The organism is Fischerella muscicola PCC 7414 (assembly GCF_000317205.1).
GTDB classification, from domain to species: domain Bacteria; phylum Cyanobacteriota; class Cyanobacteriia; order Cyanobacteriales; family Nostocaceae; genus Fischerella; species Fischerella muscicola.
In genome coordinates, this window is record NZ_AJLK01000189.1 from 34,821 (window position 1) to 53,173 (window position 18,353).

The 18,353-nt window shown below is 48.3% G+C and carries 15 protein-coding genes and 2 pseudogenes; 14 read left to right on the forward strand and 3 right to left on the reverse strand.

The window, feature by feature from the left end; translation table 11 throughout:
* Nucleotides 1–197: 197 nt before the first annotated feature.
* From UYI_RS39365 to UYI_RS0129460, 4 genes and pseudogenes are all read left to right on the forward strand, one after another.
* A pseudogene (locus tag UYI_RS39365) lies at nt 198–578 on the forward strand (CHASE3 domain-containing protein); the annotation flags it as partial.
* Nucleotides 579–701: 123 nt separating this feature from the next.
* Nucleotides 702–2,267 carry a PAS domain-containing sensor histidine kinase gene (locus UYI_RS0129445; protein ID WP_235148043.1) on the forward strand — a complete coding sequence of 522 codons (1,566 nt, stop codon included), beginning with the start codon at nt 702–704 and terminating at the stop codon, nt 2,265–2,267.
* 377 nt (nt 2,268–2,644) lie between these two features.
* Nucleotides 2,645–3,043 carry a response regulator gene (locus UYI_RS0129450; protein ID WP_016870280.1) on the forward strand — a complete coding sequence of 133 codons (399 nt, stop codon included), beginning with the start codon at nt 2,645–2,647 and terminating at the stop codon, nt 3,041–3,043.
* A gap of 421 nt (nt 3,044–3,464) precedes the next feature.
* Nucleotides 3,465–3,872, forward strand: a complete 408-nt coding sequence (locus UYI_RS0129460; RefSeq protein ID WP_016870282.1) for a response regulator — start codon at nt 3,465–3,467, stop codon at nt 3,870–3,872.
* A gap of 106 nt (nt 3,873–3,978) precedes the next feature.
* Here the strand turns inward: UYI_RS0129460 and UYI_RS0129465 are convergent, their stop codons facing one another.
* A complete protein-coding gene (locus UYI_RS0129465; RefSeq protein WP_016870283.1) occupies nt 3,979–5,667 on the reverse strand; it encodes a phosphatidylglycerol lysyltransferase domain-containing protein in 1,689 nt (562 codons plus the stop codon).
* Between the two features lie 203 nt (nt 5,668–5,870).
* Here UYI_RS0129465 and UYI_RS39370 point away from each other — a divergent pair, with 203 nt between their 5' ends.
* The 3 genes from UYI_RS39370 (at nt 5,871) to UYI_RS0129480 (ending at nt 8,140) form a co-directional block, all read left to right on the forward strand.
* Nucleotides 5,871–6,542, forward strand: a complete 672-nt coding sequence (locus tag UYI_RS39370; RefSeq protein WP_016870284.1) for a chloride channel protein — start codon at nt 5,871–5,873, stop codon at nt 6,540–6,542.
* Entirely contained in the window at nt 6,542–7,564 is a 1,023-nt protein-coding gene (locus UYI_RS0129475; protein WP_016870285.1) for an HPF/RaiA family ribosome-associated protein, read from the forward strand. Before UYI_RS39370 ends, UYI_RS0129475 begins: the two co-directional genes overlap by 1 nt.
* Nucleotides 7,565–7,672: 108 nt before the next feature.
* Complete coding sequence (locus tag UYI_RS0129480) at nt 7,673–8,140, forward strand: CBS domain-containing protein (RefSeq protein WP_016870286.1); 468 nt, start codon at nt 7,673–7,675, stop codon at nt 8,138–8,140.
* 34 nt (nt 8,141–8,174) lie between these two features.
* Here UYI_RS0129480 and UYI_RS39375 read toward each other — a convergent pair whose 3' ends face one another.
* Nucleotides 8,175–8,330 (reverse strand): hypothetical protein, encoded by a 156-nt coding sequence (locus UYI_RS39375; RefSeq protein WP_235148040.1) that lies wholly within the window; start codon nt 8,328–8,330, stop codon nt 8,175–8,177.
* Between the two features lie 31 nt (nt 8,331–8,361).
* Here UYI_RS39375 and UYI_RS39380 point away from each other — a divergent pair, with 31 nt between their 5' ends.
* From UYI_RS39380 to UYI_RS0129515, 7 genes and pseudogenes are all read left to right on the forward strand, one after another.
* Entirely contained in the window at nt 8,362–8,673 is a 312-nt protein-coding gene (locus UYI_RS39380) for a hypothetical protein (RefSeq protein ID WP_235148041.1), read from the forward strand.
* A gap of 10 nt (nt 8,674–8,683) precedes the next feature.
* A pseudogene (gene gnd, locus UYI_RS0129490) lies at nt 8,684–9,742 on the forward strand (phosphogluconate dehydrogenase (NAD(+)-dependent, decarboxylating)); the annotation flags it as partial.
* Nucleotides 9,742–11,118, forward strand: a complete 1,377-nt coding sequence (gene zwf, locus UYI_RS0129495) for a glucose-6-phosphate dehydrogenase (RefSeq protein ID WP_026086256.1) — start codon at nt 9,742–9,744, stop codon at nt 11,116–11,118. The pseudogene gnd and the gene zwf, both read left to right, overlap by 1 nt.
* A gap of 113 nt (nt 11,119–11,231) precedes the next feature.
* Entirely contained in the window at nt 11,232–12,923 is a 1,692-nt protein-coding gene (locus UYI_RS0129500; RefSeq protein ID WP_026086257.1) for an alpha-amylase, read from the forward strand.
* 180 nt (nt 12,924–13,103) lie between these two features.
* Nucleotides 13,104–13,511 carry an Hsp20/alpha crystallin family protein gene (locus UYI_RS0129505; RefSeq protein ID WP_235148042.1) on the forward strand — a complete coding sequence of 136 codons (408 nt, stop codon included), beginning with the start codon at nt 13,104–13,106 and terminating at the stop codon, nt 13,509–13,511.
* Between the two features lie 2 nt (nt 13,512–13,513).
* Nucleotides 13,514–16,003 (forward strand): endopeptidase La, encoded by a 2,490-nt coding sequence (gene lon / locus UYI_RS0129510; RefSeq protein ID WP_016870292.1) that lies wholly within the window; start codon nt 13,514–13,516, stop codon nt 16,001–16,003.
* Nucleotides 16,000–16,638, forward strand: a complete 639-nt coding sequence (locus tag UYI_RS0129515; protein WP_016870293.1) for a MarC family protein — start codon at nt 16,000–16,002, stop codon at nt 16,636–16,638. The genes lon and UYI_RS0129515 overlap by 4 nt, the downstream gene beginning before the upstream one ends.
* Nucleotides 16,639–16,656: 18 nt before the next feature.
* Here UYI_RS0129515 and UYI_RS0129520 read toward each other — a convergent pair whose 3' ends face one another.
* The gene (locus UYI_RS0129520) at nt 16,657–18,312 is read right to left on the reverse strand and encodes an ABC1 kinase family protein (protein WP_016870294.1); all 1,656 of its coding nucleotides are present in this window, start codon (nt 18,310–18,312) and stop codon (nt 16,657–16,659) included.
* Nucleotides 18,313–18,353 lie beyond the last annotated feature (41 nt).

Below are 18,353 nucleotides of genomic sequence, written 5' to 3' on the forward strand. Positions count from 1 at the left end.
ATCTCCAGGATGAATCACCGTGCTAAAGTGTAAAAGAAAAATCAACCCATTGCAGGAGTAGCGTCTTGTCTGAGGATCGGTTTCATCTTCAGAAACGATTGGTGAATGCAGGATTGCTCGTGGCGATTTTGCTTTTGGGTAGTACTGGTGTTGTAGCCTTACTCAATACCCGCGAGTGGCAAACCACCCAAGAACGAGTGCAACACACTTACGATATATTGCTGACCCTGGAGCGGGCAAAAACTAACCTGAATGGCACGGCGAAAGCGCGGCGAGGCTATTGGCTGGGTCAGGACGTCGAGCCTGACTCTAAGCTCTTTTTGCAAGACTATCAAACCAGTGTGCAACAGACACAGCAAGCACTGGCGCAACTCCAGCAGTTGACAGCAGACAATCCCACCCAGCAAACTCGCCTGCAAAAAATCAACATCCTCTGGCAGCAGTATCAGGCGCTCCATCAGTCTCAGGTTGAGCCATCTCCAACGGAGAATCAATCTGAAGCGCAGCCCTCCTCTGTGATTCAAACACCTGATCGCTCTCTGAGCAGTGCGGAGCACTATCGCCTCCAGCAACAAATCTTTGCCCTGCTCAACCAGATGGCTGCCACCGAGCAACAATTGTTACAACAGCGCACCGCCGCCACTGCCCGCCTGACGGGCATAACAAACCATATTCTGGCGATCGCCTATAGCTTGAGTCTGGTGTCCCTGGCGACTATCTATGCCCTACTGCGACGAGAAGCCGGAAAGCGACAGCAGGCTGAAACCAATCTCCGTCGCAGCGAACACAAGTTTCAGTCTGTGTTTGATGAACTCTACGAATTTGCCGGACTGTTAACTCCCCCAGGCCTATTGATCGAAGTTAATCAAGCACCCCTCGCCTTTGCTCAAGTGACACGGGAAGACGTGCTGGGCAAACCTTTCTGGGAATTCCCCCTCTGGCAGCAAAGTTCGGAATTAACTGAAATTGCCAAAACAGCGGTCAGTCAGGCAGCGGCGGGGCACTTCTTCCACACCGAAGTCACCTTCAATAGCCCGACTGGGCAGCCCCATACCTTTGATGTCTCCGTAAAACCTGTCCATTCGGCTCAATCAAAGCAGGTGATGTGGTTAATTGCTGAAGGACGAGATATTACAACTCAGGTACAATTACGGGATGCGCTACGCCAGGAACGCAATCGATCGCTTCAGCTCATCAACGGCAGTGTAGACGGCATTGCTGCTGTTGATGAGCAGGGAACCTGTACCGTGTGGAATCCGGCGATGGAAGCCCTGACGGGCATTCCCCGCGATCGCGCCATTGGGCAGTGTGGGATGGATCTCTTCCGTTCCCTTGTTCCAGACTCTACCCTCCAGCACCTGCATCTGGGTATGGCGGATACCGTCACGGCGTTCGATTTTTCCCACTCCCATCCCCAAACTGGGCAATTGCGAATGATTGAAGCCCGTTACTCGCCCCTGCACAACGGTAGCACAACGGTAACCGGGGGATTAATTGTGCTGCGAGATGTCACCCGGCAGCGCGAACTGGAGCGGCTCAAGCGAGAATTTATCTCCATCATCAGCCACGAAATTCGCACTCCCCTGTCTTCGATTCGCGGGGCTTTGGGATTGGTTGCCGAAGGCATTTTAGATGACGATCCCCAAACTGCTAGGGAGATGGTAAGCATTGCCAATAACAACATTGAGCGGTTGGTGAGGCTGGTCAATGACATTCTGGCACTCAACCGTCTGGAATCGGGACAGGTAGGCCTGAAATTTCAGTGGTGTCCGGTGACATCCCTAGTGCAGCAAGCCTTTTCCAGCGTTGAAGCTCTCGCTACTACCCACCAGATTCGCCTGGAGGCAACTGTACCTGATGATCTCCGGGTCTGGGCTGATCCCGATTGGCTGGTGCAGGTTCTGGTCAACCTGGTCAACAATGCGATCAAGTTCTCTCCTCCCCAAACAGCGATCGCTGTCACCGCAGAGGCGATCGCCTCCGAGTCCATCATCCAGTTTTCGGTCGCCGATCAGGGACGTGGCATCCCGGCAGATAAGTTACAAACCATCTTTGGTCGTTTTCAGCAGGTCGATGCTTCCGACTCTCGCCAAAAGGGAGGAACCGGACTGGGACTAGCCATCTGTCGCCAGATTGTGCAACAACATGGCGGGCGCATCTGGGTAGAAAGCGAACTGAACAAAGGCAGTACCTTTTATTTCACATTGCCCCATCCAGAGCAGCGACAAGAAGCGGAAAGAAACCAGGCAACACAGAAGCTTCTTTAAGGTAGAACAAGCAGTGACCGAAGGGATCTGAATCTCGATGTGGAATGGGATCGGTTTAGGATCTGGGCGTGAAATACGGCCTATTTTGTCATGAATACCGTATTTTCAAAAGATTTCACTGCCTGTCAAGATAAAAACTTGGAGTGATGCCCGTCTTGTGACTTATGTTGTGATCGCTCAGGAGTAGGACGGGATTGTCGTTATTCATTGCAATTGCTTTAGATTGAACGTCTGGGTGGAGCACTTCAGCCCAGGAATCAACCGCACATTGTCGGCAATAATCGTACAACCCCATTGGGGGCGATCGCTCCAGTTTCAACCCTCTGGTGTGTGTGGGCAACACTCTCCCTATGCTCAAAGCAATATGTTTGACTCTTATGCTTAATTCTAATCCCAATCGCTGCATCTTGCTGATTGATGATGAACCCGATCTCTGTCGCATTGTCAAAGTCACCCTAGAACGCCTCAAAGGCTGGAAGATTCTAACCGCTCAGACCGGACAGGACGGCGTCACTATTGCCCAAACCCAACCACTAGATCTTATCTTACTCGACCTGAGCCTACCCGATGGCAATGGATGGGAATGGTTGCGAACCCTGAAAACCAATTCAGTGACGCGATCGATTCCCGTGATTCTCTTCACAGCCAGTGACCCCACCGACCCCAACTCCACAGACAACTTGGGAGGCAATAGTGCTGACATTGCAGGAGTCATCCTCAAACCCTTTAACGTCCTGCAACTCGCCGATCAAATCATCACCCAACTCCACTGGTAAAAGGGCTTGTCGTAACGACTTCAGTCGTTGCAAACCATCCCCATTTCCCCAACATCAAAATGCAGACTCCCCTTACACAATCAAGGCAACCTAAAACCTGAACTCCCTCAGCGTTTCCTTAGAATTCTGGTTTTTAATGGGCAATAAAACCTGCACTGATTACTGTCTATCTTCCAGGGTGCTTAGCCCCTCTCCCTGAACCTTAGCCTGTTTGGGGAAAGGCTGCTCATAAAATGCTTCATCCCCCTTCAAGGCGGGCTGAATCATCTAAGACGTACTAAAAAAGAAAGCCAAAATTGATACACTTAAACGCTTAAGTCAGTATTACAATCTATCAGTCTAAACCTGAAGGAAGTTGAAGGTTTCCCAGTGCAGGAGTATACCAGTGTTCTCAAATCTCGGATCGATACAACAACAGCCAATGATTGACTCATCGGCAAAAAATATTCTAACCAAGCGACGCGTTTTGTTTGTAGATGATGAATTTGATGTACGGCGCGTCGTGCAAACCTGTCTGGAAAAAATTGCCCACTGGACGGTGATTGTAGCAGAGTCTGGAGAAGAGGGCTTACAAAAAGCCAGAACAGAACATCCCGATGCGATCATTTTAGATGTGATGATGCCAGAAATGGACGGCTACCAGTTTCTCAAGCTGCTGCTGGCTCAGCCAGAAACGCGATCGATTCCTGTGGTTTTATTAACGGCTAAGGCCGATTCTTTGGACGTTAAGCAGTATGAAGCGATGGAAATCAAAGGTTTGATTGGTAAACCCTTTAACCCATTGACTCTGCACCGAGAAATTGCGGCTTACTTGAATTGGGTTCTCTAATGCCGAGAGAAATTAGGGATGGTGGCGTGTGGAGTGGATCAAAGGTCGCTCAGTAGATAGCTCAGAAAACAGGACGCTCTCACGTTCATCCCCAACTAAGTTTTCATTAAGCACCAGGTCTGAAATAATCCAGCAGCCGATCGCCCGAATCAGCCCGAATCAGAGCCACTACTACTTCCGGTAAAGCAGCCACTCTGGGATAAATAAAGTAGCGGGGTTCCCAACAGGGATGAAATTTCTCTTTAAATTCATGCAACCCTCGAAAGTTGTAAAATCGAGTCAGGTGTTCGTAAAGATAGTGCAGTGCTTTTTCTAGCTTAGGAGAGAAGGGATCTTCTCCCACACCCGCAAGGGCAGATAAGCCCAAATTAAATCGGTCATACCCTTGTTCTTTAAAGTGTTGAAACAAGGAAATAAAGAGAAACTCCATAGTGCCATGTTCTACGGTTAACCTTCGCCGCATTAAATCAATCGTGATTTCATTCAGTTGGTACTCCGGAATGACATTGGCAAAGGCGCTGATTTGCCCGGTCGGTGTTCGGACAACAGCAACCTCACATTCCCGAAGATAGACTTCATCAAACCATCCTAATGAAAACCGCTTTTCGGAACCCTGCTGCATTTTTAACCATTCATCGCTCACTGATCGCAACTCTTTGAGTAGCCTGTCAGTCAGTGGCGGAGTATGAAAATCGACTTGATGTCCTAATTTTGTCAGGCGATTGACAGCATTCCGCAAATTTCGTCCGGCTTTGCCTTGGAGCGTAAATCTTTGTAAATCTACGATCGCCTCTTCACCAATTTTGACAGACTTGAATCCCAGGCGGTGATACTGATCTAAGTAATCAGGATGGGTTTGATAGAAAGCAGGATGCCAATCGTTGCGATGACAAAATCGTACAAATCCTGCGATCGCTGGCGTCACGTCTGTTTTTGGGCCAATCGGATCGCCTAAAGCAACGGCACCTCGCCCTTTCGGAACATAAGCAATCACGCTTTCTCCTGAAGGACTAAAGTAGTAAGACTTGTCGCTTAAGAGCGTTAAATGAGCCAGGGATGAGCGCCCGTAACGTTGTACGATTGCTTTTGCCCGTTGACGTTCTTCATCCGTAGCAGGTATTCCCCTCAATATCACGGGTCGCCACAACATCCACAACGCATAGGACAATGTACTCGCTCCCACCAGATAGATGGATGTGGCAAAAAATCGCCCGAATCGCGTCGTTGGTTCCAATCCAGCTTGATCCAGCGTGAAGAACATCGCCAAAGTTTGTCCGATCGCTTGCCAGAAATTGAAGCGCGTACTAAATTCTTGATCGAGTAGAAAAAATCCAGCCGTACCGTAGGCTAAGGTGAATAACAATGCACCAACTAAGACCCGTACCCCCTGGGCGATCGACGGGCGATCGGATTGGGCTGTAAATTGGTGTCGCATCGGCAACAACAAGACAAACAGCCCCAAAGACAGTAATCCCTCCTCATAGTCCAATCCTTTCACAAGATGAGAGAACAAAGAAATACCGAGTAGGAAAACCGCAAGCCACCAAGCTAAACGCTTTCGTCGCAGCAGATTTGTCGCCAAACTAAGTAGAAAAAAACCACTGAGTGCTGCAAATAAATTACCGCCTGCACTGACCTCAACGGGAAAAATGGCTTTTAGCCACTCCATTCGTTCAGATACACCCGGCGTGACAGCAGATAACAAATTCGTTATCCCCACCGCAGCAATCCATACGACAACAATCCATAGTCCGATCGCGCGTTGAGGTAAGTTGGGTGTTGGAGTCGCGCTCATCGTCCTGGGGGCGGTAGTGTCCGACATAGGCTTTTGTTGAACTAACAACTTCTAGAAATTAAATTAATAATCTAAGCAAACGCTGAAGATCGAATTGAAAAATTTAGTGTGACTTGCGTGCGCTATCACACGTCTAGTAACTTCCTCTCGGATTTTCATCGGCACTCACGTTGCACCAATTCACCTTATTCAAGCCCCACTCAATGACTGCGACAACTCCGCCACCTAGAATACTGCCGTCCTTAGGAGCGAAAATCCCTTCGCTGAGCTATCGTTTATTGCTAGGAGCGGGGGCTGCTGCTGGATTTGCTGCCGGATTTAATGCACCGATCGCCGGGGTCTTCTTTGCGATCGAGGTAATTTTGGGAACCCGATTTGCTACCCCTGCTGCCAGTTTAATTTTGCTGTCAGCGGTTATTTCTGCCTTAATTGCTCAAAGCTTTCTGGGAGCACATCCTGCCTTTGATTTGCCAACTTATCAATTAATGAACTCCTGGGAATGGTTGAACTATTTTGGCTTAGGGATACTAGCAAGTTTAGTTTCAATCATCTATACGCGATCAATTCGATTTGCCCAGGCATGTTTTCAAGGTGAATGGACGAACCAAATAGCGATAGGTAAATTACCTGCTATTACACAACCACTGCTAGGAGGAATAATTGTCGGACTTCTGGCACTCAAGCTGCCACCGTCAATTCGTCAAGCTGAAGTTGCACAATCTACAAACGTCTCATTTTTTCTACAGGTTTCCCTGGTAAAAGTTGCAGTGATAGGGATAGAGGATTTGAAGTTATCGAACACTAGTGGCATCCAATCTTCGGGTTTTAAGTATAAAAAGCAACTATTTACTGTTGCAATACACGGGAGGAACTGATGGTACAGCATCTGATTTTTCACAATTGTCCCGATACGGTCAAAGAAGGAATTCGCGACTACTGGAGCCGAAAACAGCCTCGAATTGCTCGACTCTTGCAAACATTTCCAGAGGAGCAACGGCATTTAAGATTGATGGTCGATCGCAATCCTGACGGCTATCAAGCAAGAGCAGTATTAATGTTGCCGACTCAGGTGCTTGTGGCTCAATCCAAAACTCGACAGGGCGTGTATCAAGCTGCGATCGATGAAGCTGTCGATATTCTGGCAGAAGAAATTCGTCGCCACAAAGATAAGTTGCGGCGCGATCGCACCCACCGGAAAAAACAACAGCAGCAAACAGATGTTGCTACTACCCTGGAATTGTTGGAACAAGATATTCGCCAACAACGCCGAGAATTCTTCTTTGATTTATTACGTCCTGTACTACGCAACTTACGAAATCATGCCCGGCGGGAATTAGTTTTTGCTCAGCTAGAAGGCAAGGTTTCCCCTAATGAAATGACGGTATCCGATCTACTCGATGAAGCGATCCTCCGGTCCTGGGAACGCTTTGAGCAACGCCCTCCTCAGCAACCTCTCGATCAGTGGATCAGTGGACTAATGCATGAAATCATCGATGAGCGAGAAGCTAAAGCAATTCCTGCCATTTCTTTAGAGACCGAAATTTCAGAAGATGATCCGCGGTTTCGTGTGGCAAGTGGCTGGATTCTAGACAACGAGCCATTTTGGGGCGATTTGGAATCTTTGACTTTAGAAGACATCCTTCCCCAACACGAAGTTGAAGAACCCTGGGAGGCCTACAGCCTTGATGAGAAGGAGCGGTGGTTGTTTGCCCAATTATCGAAATTGCCCAAGCTGCAACGTCGGGCATTGATGCTTTACCTCCTAGAAGGATGGGAGGTGGAGGAAATCGCCATGCTGCAACAACGAAGCGTTACAGAAGTACGGGCAGATATCGAAGTGGCACAGACTTTCCTTAAAGATCAGTTGTGGCAGCAAATCTATCAACGTCAAAACTAATTGGCCAGTCGCCCACACGGTAACAGACAAGACAACACTCATTCACCTCAGATTTCCCTCAGATTTTCGGCTTAAGCTTAAATAGCCCACTTTGGATGAATTGCAACAATGCTGACTGAAACGCGCCAGGTTAAGGATTTGATGACGACCGACCCGGTGACTGTAAAGCCGACAGATTCTGTTGAAACGGTTTTGCGATGTCTTGAGGAAAACCACATCAGTGGACTTCCTGTAGTTGATGAAACAGGTAAGGTGGTTGGCGTCGTTTCAGAAGCAGATTTGTTATTCAGAGAGCGTCCTGTTCGCTTGCCATTGTATCTCTCGTTTTTAGGTGGAATCATTTATCTCGAACCGCTTGATCATTTTGTGCAGCAGTTGAAGAAGAGTCTGGGAGTTATAGTTCAGGATGTGATGACACCTAACCCAATCACGATCGCCCCAGATGCTCCTATCTCCCAGGCGGCTGATTTAATGCTAGAGAAACGAGTGAATCGCCTACCTGTTGCGGATGAAACGGGGGCACTGGTTGGGATTATTACACGGGATGATCTATTACGTGCGTTGAAATCAGATTGATTACATGACTCTTCCCAGAGAAGTTCGCAAGGAGCTACAGGATCATGATCAGCAAAATTTCAGACTCGTTTCCAGGCGATAATCGCTCAACATTATCATTCTCTTCCTCGCCCCGTTTCCCGGTCAGTAGCTTTTTAGACTTGAGTTTGCTGATCCCGATTTTCGGCGGCTTGGGCTGGTTCACGGTCACTAATCATTCTCCAGTCAGCGCGATTTTGTTGATGATTGCAACCGCAGGAGTGCGTGGCTGTTGGCTAGCGGGGTTTCCAGTTTGGGCTGGCTTACTCTCGCTGACGTTTAGTGCTACCTGGATTCTGGTTGGTGCCCTGACGGATAGTGGCATCTATGGATGGGCAGTGGCGATCGCCCTCAGTTGGATGAACGTTTTTTTACTCGATATTAGCCTGTCCCATCTGATCGACCGTTTCCATCAAACTGGATGGCGTTACTCGCAAATCTTTTGGCTTTTGACTATTATCTACACTCTTAGCGCAATGATAGGAGGAATTCTGTCGATTCTATGGAAAGTCTAAATGCAAAAAGTCGATGGATGAGATTTTTGTTATGGAACTCGGATTAATCGGACTAGGGCGGATGGGTGCTAACATGGCACGTCGGCTAACACAAGCTGGACATACAGTTATTGGCTACACTCGCCAACCTGAAAAAGCAGAGGCATTAGTAAAGGAAGGAGCGATCGCCCGTGGCGTGACTGCTTTCTCTAATTTAGTGAATGCGCTTGCCAAACCCCGTACCTTCTGGCTGATGTTGCCAGCCGCAACAGTAGATGCTACATTGCATGAACTAGTACCTTTGCTCGATGCAGACGATATTGTAATTGATGGCGGCAACTCCTACTACGTTGATGACATACGTCGCGCAGCTCAGTTAAAAGTCAAAGGCATTGAATACGTGGATTGCGGCACCAGCGGCGGCATTTGGGGAGCGGAACGCGGCTATTGTTTAATGATTGGTGGCAAGGTAGCCACAGTAAACCGATTGCATCCCATCTTTGCGGCCTTGGCTCCTGGGGTTGTCGCCGCAACACGCACACCGGGTCGTGTAACAAGGGTCGGAACGGTGGAGCAAGGCTATCTGCACTGTGGCTCTCACGGTGCTGGGCATTTTGTCAAAATGGTGCATAACGGCATTGAATACGGCATTATGGCAGCCTATGCTGAAGGGCTAAATATTCTGCACTACGCCAATATTGGTAAACAGGCGCACGCTGTGGATGCAGAAACAACGCCTTTGCGAAATCCAGAGTTTTACCACTACGACTTTAATCTTGCCGATATCGCAGAGGTGTGGCGTAGAGGCAGTGTGATTAGCTCCTGGTTACTCGATTTAACGGCAACTGCCCTGCTCAAAGATCCCCAATTAAACGGCTTCGATGGTCATGTGTCTGACTCTGGAGAAGGACGATGGACGCTGATTGCTGCTGTTGAAGAAGGCGTTCCGGCGCCTGTTTTGAGTTCAGCCCTCTACTCGCGATTTAGCTCACGGGGTCAAGCCGACTTTGCAGATAAGCTGCTCTCTGCTTTGCGCTATGAGTTTGGTGGACATGTGGAAACCTACCGTTCTGGTTCTGGAGGTAAATGATCGTAGCCACACCGTCTGATGCACTTGTCTTGTTTGGAATCACAGGTGATTTAGCCTACAAGAAAATCTTTCCAGCGTTGCAGGCAATGATTCAGCAGGGACACCTGGATATTCCGGTGATTGGGGTAGCAAGGCGTGACTGGAGCATTGAGCAATTACAAAGCCATATTCACAGCAGCCTGGAGGAACGAAAAGGGGTGGATGAGTCTGCCTTTAAGAAGCTGTGTTCATTGCTTTGCTACATTTCAGGAGATTATGGCGATCGCGGGACTTACGAAAAGCTTTGCCATGTCTTAGAAAACTCAAAGAGTCCCTTATTTTACTTAGCGATTCCGCCCAGCCTATTTAGCACCGTCGTAGCTGGATTAAAGCAGGTCAATTGCTCTCAAAATGGGCGTGTCATTGTAGAAAAACCCTTTGGACGCGATCTTGCATCTGCACGGCACCTGAATCACATTCTCCACACGCTGTTCTCAGAAGAACAAATCTTTCGGATTGACCATTATCTTGGCAAAGAGCCAGTTCAGAATCTGCTTTATATGCGCTTTGCCAACTCCCTATTAGAACCCATCTGGAACCGTACCCATGTTTCTAGCATTCAAATAACAATGGCTGAAACCCTCGATATTCAGGGGCGCGGCAAATTTTATGAAGAAACAGGTGCCATTCGAGATGTCATTCAAAATCATCTGCTTCAAGTGCTTGCATGCCTCATTATGGAGCCACCACCGACCGAAGATAGTGATGCAATTCGCAAAGAAAAAGCACGTATCTTAAAAGCAATTCGTCCAATTGATCCGCTTGATGTTGTTCGGGGGCAATATCGTGGCTATCGCCAAGAGACAGATGTTGCCCCTGACTCTAAGGTAGAAACGTTTGCGGCGATCAAGCTCGAACTCGAAACCTGGCGATGGGCGGGGGTGCCAATTTATCTGCGTGCGGGGAAATGTCTACCGATTTCTGCAACAGAAGTGTTACTCAGGCTCAAGCGTCCTCCTCAAGATGTGTTTGGTGAACGGGCGTTTGGATTGGCGAACTATTTTTACTTTCGTCTCAGTCCCAATATGTTAACCGCGATCGGAGTTCGCTCTAAAGCACCCGGTGAGGGAATGGTTGGTAATGAAGTGGGACTGGTTGCTCAGGTGGAACCTGCGAGTGAAATGCAACCCTATGAGCGCCTCTTAGGAGATGCAATTAAAGGAGAACTCATGTTGTTTGCCCACCAGGAGGAAATAGAAGCCCAGTGGCGAATTGTAGAGCCTATTTTGACCAGAAAATCGCCAGTTTATCAGTATGAACCCGGCACATGGGGACCTCCCCTTGCCGATCGCCTGACTCCACTCGATGGTGGTTGGCATTTTCCACTTTTAGATTGAATGGAATCAATCAAATTTTGCCCTGAAAATGATCTTAATGATCTTAATTGAGGTCACTATCATGAACATGAGGGAGAATGACTTGACACACCTGCCATACGGAGGAAAACCAAGTGTCTTCTGAGCTAAATGGTGTCATGTTGCAGGGCTTTCACTGGTTTCTCCAGGAAAATAGTTTTCCCGGTAGCCAGGGGAGAAAGCTTTGGCAGTTTCTCAGAGATGAAGCTCCTCATTATAGATCTATTGGCATTGATGCAATTTGGATTCCACCAGCCTACAAGCCAGCTTTCAACCGCACAAATAGCGTTGGCTATGATGTCTATGATCACTTTGATCTTGGCGAATTTCCCATCTCTGGCGATCCCGATCCGAATCCAGAAACTAAATATGGCAGCAAACAAGATTTACTAGCAGCCATCGAAGCACTACATGGTGATGGCACAAATCAGCGAATTCAAGTTTATGCCGATGTGGTTCTCAATCACAAAATGGGAGGTGCTCAGGATGACTATTGGCAGGCAATTCGAGTTGAGAAAGATAATCGCAACATAGAGCGTTGGTGGGATGGCTACGAAAGCGGTCTAATTGAAATTCAAGGGTACACAAAGTTTGAATACCCAGATCGGCAAAATAAGTACTCTAGCTTCAAATGGTATTCTCGCCATTTTGATAGTGTGGATGCCGCCGCAAAAATTCGCCAAGGGGACTGGGAATTTTTTGAACCGTCTGGCAAATATATTTATCGCTACTTGTTTAACGAGGAAAATTATATTCCCCAAGTCAAATCTTTTGCCCAATGGGTATCCCTAGAAAAAGGGAATTACGATTATTTAGCAGGCTGCGATCTGGATTATGGGCGCTATGATGTGCGGGAGGAAATGAAATACTGGGGGTCTTGGCTCGTTCAGGAGCTTGATGTGGATGGCGTGCGGCTGGACGCAGTGAAACACATTAATGCCGACTTCATCCGCGAATGGCTAGGGCACGTTCGCTGGTCTACTGGTAGAAACTTATTTGCTGTTGCAGAATATCTCTCTGGGGATCTTAATGCCCTCCATGCTTATATTAAACGGGTTACATCAGAAGGTGACTATCCCCAACGACTTTGTTTATTTGACTTTCCCCTGCGATTCAAGTTTGGTGATGCCAGTCGTCAGGGGCAAGCCTATGATTTGAGAAACCTCAACAGCAGCACCTTGATGGCTGAACAACCAGCACTGGCGGTTACTTTTGTTGAGAATCATGATTATGAGTATGGTCGTTTCTATGAATCTCATGTCGAGGAGTGGTTTAAGCCGTTAGCCTATGCCTACATTTTGCTACGGCGGCAGGGGTATCCTTGTATTTTCTTCCCCGATTATTATGGTTCAGGCAATTGGTATGAGGCACAAAGGCAGTGGCATCGCGCTCAACTCTCAGGGAATAGCTATCTCGATCTCCTCCTGCAACTGAGAAAGCAGTTTGCTCTAGGTGAAGAACAATATTACGCCAATCCCAACGTTGCAGGCTGGGTAAGATTGGGGTTTGTTCCTGGCGCAAAGGGGGCTATGGCTGTTGTCATCAATAATGCATACAACCGTGTGGAGGCAATTCGTATGAATACGGGACGTTCGAGTAAACGTTTCTATCACCTGGCAACCATTAAAGCAACGCCAGATGGCTTCCTGGTTGTGCGCGATCGCTACGAAATGTATGGCAGCAAAGCCGAAGAACTCTACACTGATGAATTTGGTTGGGCTGATTTCCTGGCTGATGGCGGCACGGTTGCCATTTGGATTGAAGATGGGGTGGGATTATCGAGTTAAATCAAGTTTGTAAAACCTGATCGCAAATTCGCACCACGATAAACACTAAATTGTCATTCTAAGGAGTCAAAATTTTATTGCAAAATGCCTATTGTTGAAGCTTAAGTACATCTCTGGTGATTGCCAGTTCCAGGAAAAAGACAATTATCTATCAAAATCATCATTGAAACCATCAAATTTATGCGCTACCGTCGATTTAGCTACCGATATACGGGTGTTTTTTCTGGCATAACTTCGCCTTCCCAGTCCACCATTTGGGAAGGTCAACTTCAGGCAAGCTTTGCCTATCCACAGTGGCAACCCGCCGCCGACCTCTATGAAACGCCCACCGCCCTAATTGTGAAAGTTGAAGTGGCGGGCATGGTGGAAGAAGACTTTGAAATTTCCCTCTACGAAAATGCCCTGGTGATTCAAGGTGTGCGCCCCTGGGAGAGCTTTGAAGGGGAGGGACTGTACCACGCTGTTAACATTCACTACGGTGCTTTTCGACTGGAAGTTCCCATCCAGCAGCGAATTGAGCGCGATCGCATCCAGGCGCGCTATGACCGGGGTTTCCTGTATGTCATCCTACCCAAAGCAGAGGTGTGATTATGACCGATACACCCATCAATGTGAATCAGAATTCCGAAATAGATGCCCAAACAACTCCCGAAATTCCCGACATTCTGCCGGTTTTACCGCTCATCAACACGGTGGTAGTTCCAATGGCGGTAGCTCCCATTGTGGTTGGGCAGGAGCGATCGGTCAAACTTGTAGATGAAGTTATGCGGACTAATCGGCTGGTGGCACTGGTGGCGCAGCGTCACCCAGAGGCCCGCCCGGCAGGTCCGGATGATATCTACCGTGTGGGGACTGCTGCAATTATTCACCGACTATTGCGTTTGCCAGATGGCACCCTCCAACTCGTTGTTCAGGGACTAAAACGCATTCGTATCCTGGACTTTCTGCAAACCGAACCCTTCTTAGTAGCCAGGATTGAAACCTCTCCGGAGCAGGTGATATCCGGTGTGACGGAGCTAGAAGCTTTGCGTCGCACATTGGGTGAGTTATTTAGCAAACTGGTGCCCCTGACGGAGGATATTCCTAACGAATTAGCTGCTGCTGGTGAAAATATCAGCGATCCCCGCCTGTTTGCTTACTTGGTTGCGGCAATGACCCCAATGGAAACGCCCCTGCGGCAAGAAATCCTGGAGTTAGATGCTGTAGAAAACAAGCTCCAGCGGCTGATTGAAATTGTCCAGCAAGAATTAGCCGTGCGGGAGTTACAGCAACAAATTGCCTCGGATGCCCAGGAAAAAATTTCTAAATCTCAACGGGAATACATTCTTCGGGAACAATTGAAATCGATTCAGCGTGAACTGGGTGAAGAAAACGCAGAACAAGCAGAAATTCAAGAACTACGCAACCAACTGGAAGCAGCCCAGCTCCCCGAAGAAGCCCGTAAAGAGGCATTCCGCGAATTGTCACGCCTGGAACGACTGCCCGCCATTTCCCCGGAATACGGCATGATTCGTACCTATCTCGACTGGATGGTGAGTCTGCCCTGGAATACAACGACAGGTGAGGCGATCGACCTGGGATATGCGCACCAAGTATTGGATGAAGATCACTATGATCTAGAGAAGATCAAAGACCGGATTCTGGAATATCTGGCGGTTAAAAAGCTCAAGAGTGAGCGTGCTGCCGTTCTGGAAGAGCAATCCTCTGTCCAGGAAAAGGTTCCAGAAGAGGCACCAGCTTCCCAAAAGCCTCCAGAAACCGTGCTAGAGGAGATTCGCCGCGAACCGATTTTGTGTTTTGTGGGGCCACCCGGCGTGGGTAAAACTTCCCTGGGACAGTCGATCGCCCGGGCAATGGGACGCAAGTTTGTCCGCATTAGTTTGGGTGGGGTGAGTGATGAAGCCGAGATTCGCGGTCATCGTCGTACCTACATTGGGGCGTTACCGGGGCGCTTAATTCAAGCTCTGCGACGAGCCGAAACGGCTGATCCGGTGTTTATGCTGGATGAAGTGGATAAACTGGGCAGAAGTTTTCAGGGCGATCCAGCAGCAGCCCTGCTGGAAGTCCTCGATCCAGCCCAAAATCATACCTTTGTAGACACCTATTTAGGCGTACCTTTTGATTTATCCAGGGTATTGTTTATCTGCACAGCCAATACTGTCGAAACCATCCCCTCTCCCTTGCTCGATCGCATGGAAATTTTAAGTCTCTCTGGCTATACTGAACTGGAGAAGTTGCACATTGCTCGTCGCTATCTGCTGCCCAAACAGCTACGGGCTAATGGACTCAAGCCAGAGGAACTGGCAATTACCGATGCGGCACTCCAGCGGATTATTCGGGAATATACCCGTGAAGCAGGGGTTCGCAGTTTAGAGCGAGAAATTGGTGCGGTGGTGCGCAAAGTGGCTCGCCAAATTGCGGAAGGAAAAGTGACAGCTACCACCGTCGAAGCCGAGCAACTTCCTGATTATTTGCGTCGCCCCCGGTTTCTTGATGAAGTGGTGGAACGGATCGATCGCCCCGGTATTGCCACAGGTTTAGCCTGGACTCCTGCTGGTGGCGATGTGTTGTTTGTGGAAGCGACCATGATGCCTGGACGTGCCGAACAGTTGGTTTTAACCGGGATGCTGGGGGATGTGATGCGGGAGTCTGCCCAGGCAGCCCTGTCCTATGTACGGTCTAATGCGGAGAAATTGGGGATTGATCCCAAGGTATTTATGGGAAAAGTCGTACATGTGCATGTGCCAGCGGGGGCGACACCCAAGGATGGGCCTTCAGCGGGGGTGACGATGGTAACAGCGATCGCCTCTGTTGCCTCTGGCCGCTTGGTTCGTAATGATGTGGCCATGACGGGAGAAATCACGCTGCGGGGCAAAGTGCTACCAGTGGGGGGAATTCGGGAAAAAGTATTAGCCGCCTATCGAGCAGGAATTAAGACAGTGATTCTCCCCCAGCGGAACGAACCAGATTTAGAAGATGTGCCGGAAGAAGTGCGCCATCAACTCCAGTTTGTACCCGTGAGTGCGGCGGAGGAAGTTCTGGCGACGGCGTTGACAGCTGCCAATCTTGATGCTTCATGATCCTTCCCATGACCCCTTTTATTCTGCGAGCATTCTTCACGCTCTTGGTGGTTCTTGATCCGATCGGGTTAGTGCCTATTTTTCTGACCCTGGCAGGTGAGTATTCCCCTAAAGTGCAAATGCGTATCATTCGCCAGTCCATTTTAGTCGCAGGGGGTATTTTATTTAGCTTTGCCCTATTTGGTAACAATTTGCTGCGCTATCTGGGAATTAGCGTGGAAGCCTTTCAGGTAGCGGCTGGAATTTTATTGTTAAAAATAGCCGTTGATATGGTGTTTGCCCAACATCAGCGAGAAACGAAAGCAGAAGAATCAGAAGCTCAAACCCGAACAGACATTAGCGTCTTTCCCTTGGGAACGCCGTTGATTGCTGGGCCGGGTGCATTGGCTAGTATTTTGGTCTTGCAGGGGGAGGCGACTATTTATCCCTTTGGTACGGTGATCGTTTTAGGAATAACGATGTCTGTGCTGTTGTTGCTCTATGGTTCGCTGGCGATCGCCCAAACCCTGACCCAATGGCTCGGGCGGACGGGGATTAATGTCGTTTCCAGAGTGTTGGGAATTTTACTGGCGGCACTGGCAGTGCAGTATGTAATAGATGGGATCTTGGCTCTCATGAAAAAAACATTGTTTTGAGTATATAGATAAAGACAATCAAAAAGAACGCAAAAGAGCGATCGTCACCCAACTCATCAACCCAATGCCAGATAAGAGTAAGCCTTGACTAACCATTTCAATCAAAGGAGAAGATACAGAATCCTGTCCCAATAATTGCTGTAGAATTGCGCCAGAAACCAGCGAACCCATTGACAGGATAGCTAAACTCAAACGGTTCATCCCTTGTTGCTGCGTGTGCAAAAATTCTTGCTCTAGTCGCCAACCTAGATTGATGCCTAACTCTGAGCGCTCTAGGCGATCGAGTAACACTTCAAACCGCTGGGGAAATTGGGTAGTTAGCCGGGATAAATAAAGACTCGACTGCACAGCATCTTGCCATAGCTCAGTTCCAAATAGGCGCAGACGAATTGCCTGTTCTACAATAGGACGCGCAACTTCTACAAAGGGAAATAGGGGATCAAGTTGGCGGGCGATTCCTTCCACATTGGCGATCGTTTTCACAAATAATCCAATCGTGCCTGGCATTTGAATATTATTTTCTCGTGGCACCCTCAGTGCTTCATTGAGCAGTTCAGCCAGGTTAATTTCTGTCAAAGGTCGAGTATAAAATCTCCTGAGCAGGCGGTCAAAGGCAGACTCAATTGATCGTAAATCGACATCTAAGCGGGTAAACCCTAGCTCCCGAATGGCCTGGGTGACAATTTTGGGCCGCTCGTACACAATGCCAATGAGCAGATCGGTGAGAATACTTTGTGTACGAGGGTCGATCATGGCAACCATGCCACAATCCAGTAAGGCTAACCGATCCTGGGTATCATCCCCGATATACAAAAAATTACCAGGATGGGGATCGGCATGAAAAAATCGATCCAGATAGATTTGTTGCATCACCACCTGAACCGCTAAGGTTGCCAGTCGCTTTTTGCGGTGTTCGGGGAGATCAACCTGATTCAGCTTGATCCCTTCAATCCATTCCAACGTCAGAATACAATCAGTTGTCCAATCCCAATACACCTTGGGAACAACGACTTGTCCAGATTTCCAAAAACGGCTATTGCTTAAATTTTGGCGGAGTTTTTCGGTGTTGCGAGCTTCTCGATGAAAATCAAGTTCACCCAAAAGGCTGTATCGAAATTCTTCAACTAAGCCAGGTAAATCGTAAGCCTGTCCTATTTTATCTCGACTAAACCAGTTCGCGAGAGCTTCTAGAACCTCCAAGTCCCGCTCGACAATTTCTCGAATACCAGGACGTTGAATTTTAATCGCAACGGTTTGGTGGTTTTTCAAAACCGCCCGATGCACCTGGGCCAGAGAACCAGCGGCAATCGCCACGGGTTCAATAGTGAGAAATTTAGATTGAAATGATTCTCCAAAAGCATTTTGTAAAATCGGTTCTATCTCATTCCAGGGTAAAGCAGGAACATTGTTTTGCAAAGTTTCCAGCACTGCAATGTACTCTGGACTGAGCAAGTCTGGACGAGTACTGAGCAGTTGTCCGAGCTTAACAAAGGTTGGCCCTAGCTCAATTAAGATTTGTCGCAGAACATGGGGTAGAGGTAAAGTGGGTTGTTCGGGTTGGGCATCTTTGATAATGCGACTGCGAAAATAATTCCAGCCATTGCGTAAAATGACTTCAATAATTTCAGCTTGGCGGTGGCTGGCGGTGGCTGATTTGGCAGCAAGTAAAAACATCTTCAGTGACTTGACTAAGAAATAATTGAGAAATAACAATG

Coding starts and splice junctions, on each gene's coding strand:
- UYI_RS0129450 (WP_016870280.1), top strand. CDS start 2,645: ATGCTTAATTCTAATCCCAATCGCTGCATCTTGCTGATTGATGATGAA.
- UYI_RS0129515 (WP_016870293.1), top strand. CDS start 16,000: ATGATCCTTCCCATGACCCCTTTTATTCTGCGAGCATTCTTCACGCTC.
- UYI_RS0129475 (WP_016870285.1), top strand. CDS start 6,542: ATGGTACAGCATCTGATTTTTCACAATTGTCCCGATACGGTCAAAGAA.
- UYI_RS0129460 (WP_016870282.1), top strand. CDS start 3,465: ATGATTGACTCATCGGCAAAAAATATTCTAACCAAGCGACGCGTTTTG.
- lon (WP_016870292.1), top strand. CDS start 13,514: ATGACCGATACACCCATCAATGTGAATCAGAATTCCGAAATAGATGCC.
- UYI_RS0129505 (WP_235148042.1), top strand. CDS start 13,104: ATGCGCTACCGTCGATTTAGCTACCGATATACGGGTGTTTTTTCTGGC.
- UYI_RS0129465 (WP_016870283.1), bottom strand. CDS start 5,667: ATGAGCGCGACTCCAACACCCAACTTACCTCAACGCGCGATCGGACTA.
- UYI_RS0129480 (WP_016870286.1), top strand. CDS start 7,673: ATGCTGACTGAAACGCGCCAGGTTAAGGATTTGATGACGACCGACCCG.
- UYI_RS0129520 (WP_016870294.1), bottom strand. CDS start 18,312: ATGTTTTTACTTGCTGCCAAATCAGCCACCGCCAGCCACCGCCAAGCT.
- UYI_RS39380 (WP_235148041.1), top strand. CDS start 8,362: ATGATTGCAACCGCAGGAGTGCGTGGCTGTTGGCTAGCGGGGTTTCCA.
- UYI_RS39370 (WP_016870284.1), top strand. CDS start 5,871: ATGACTGCGACAACTCCGCCACCTAGAATACTGCCGTCCTTAGGAGCG.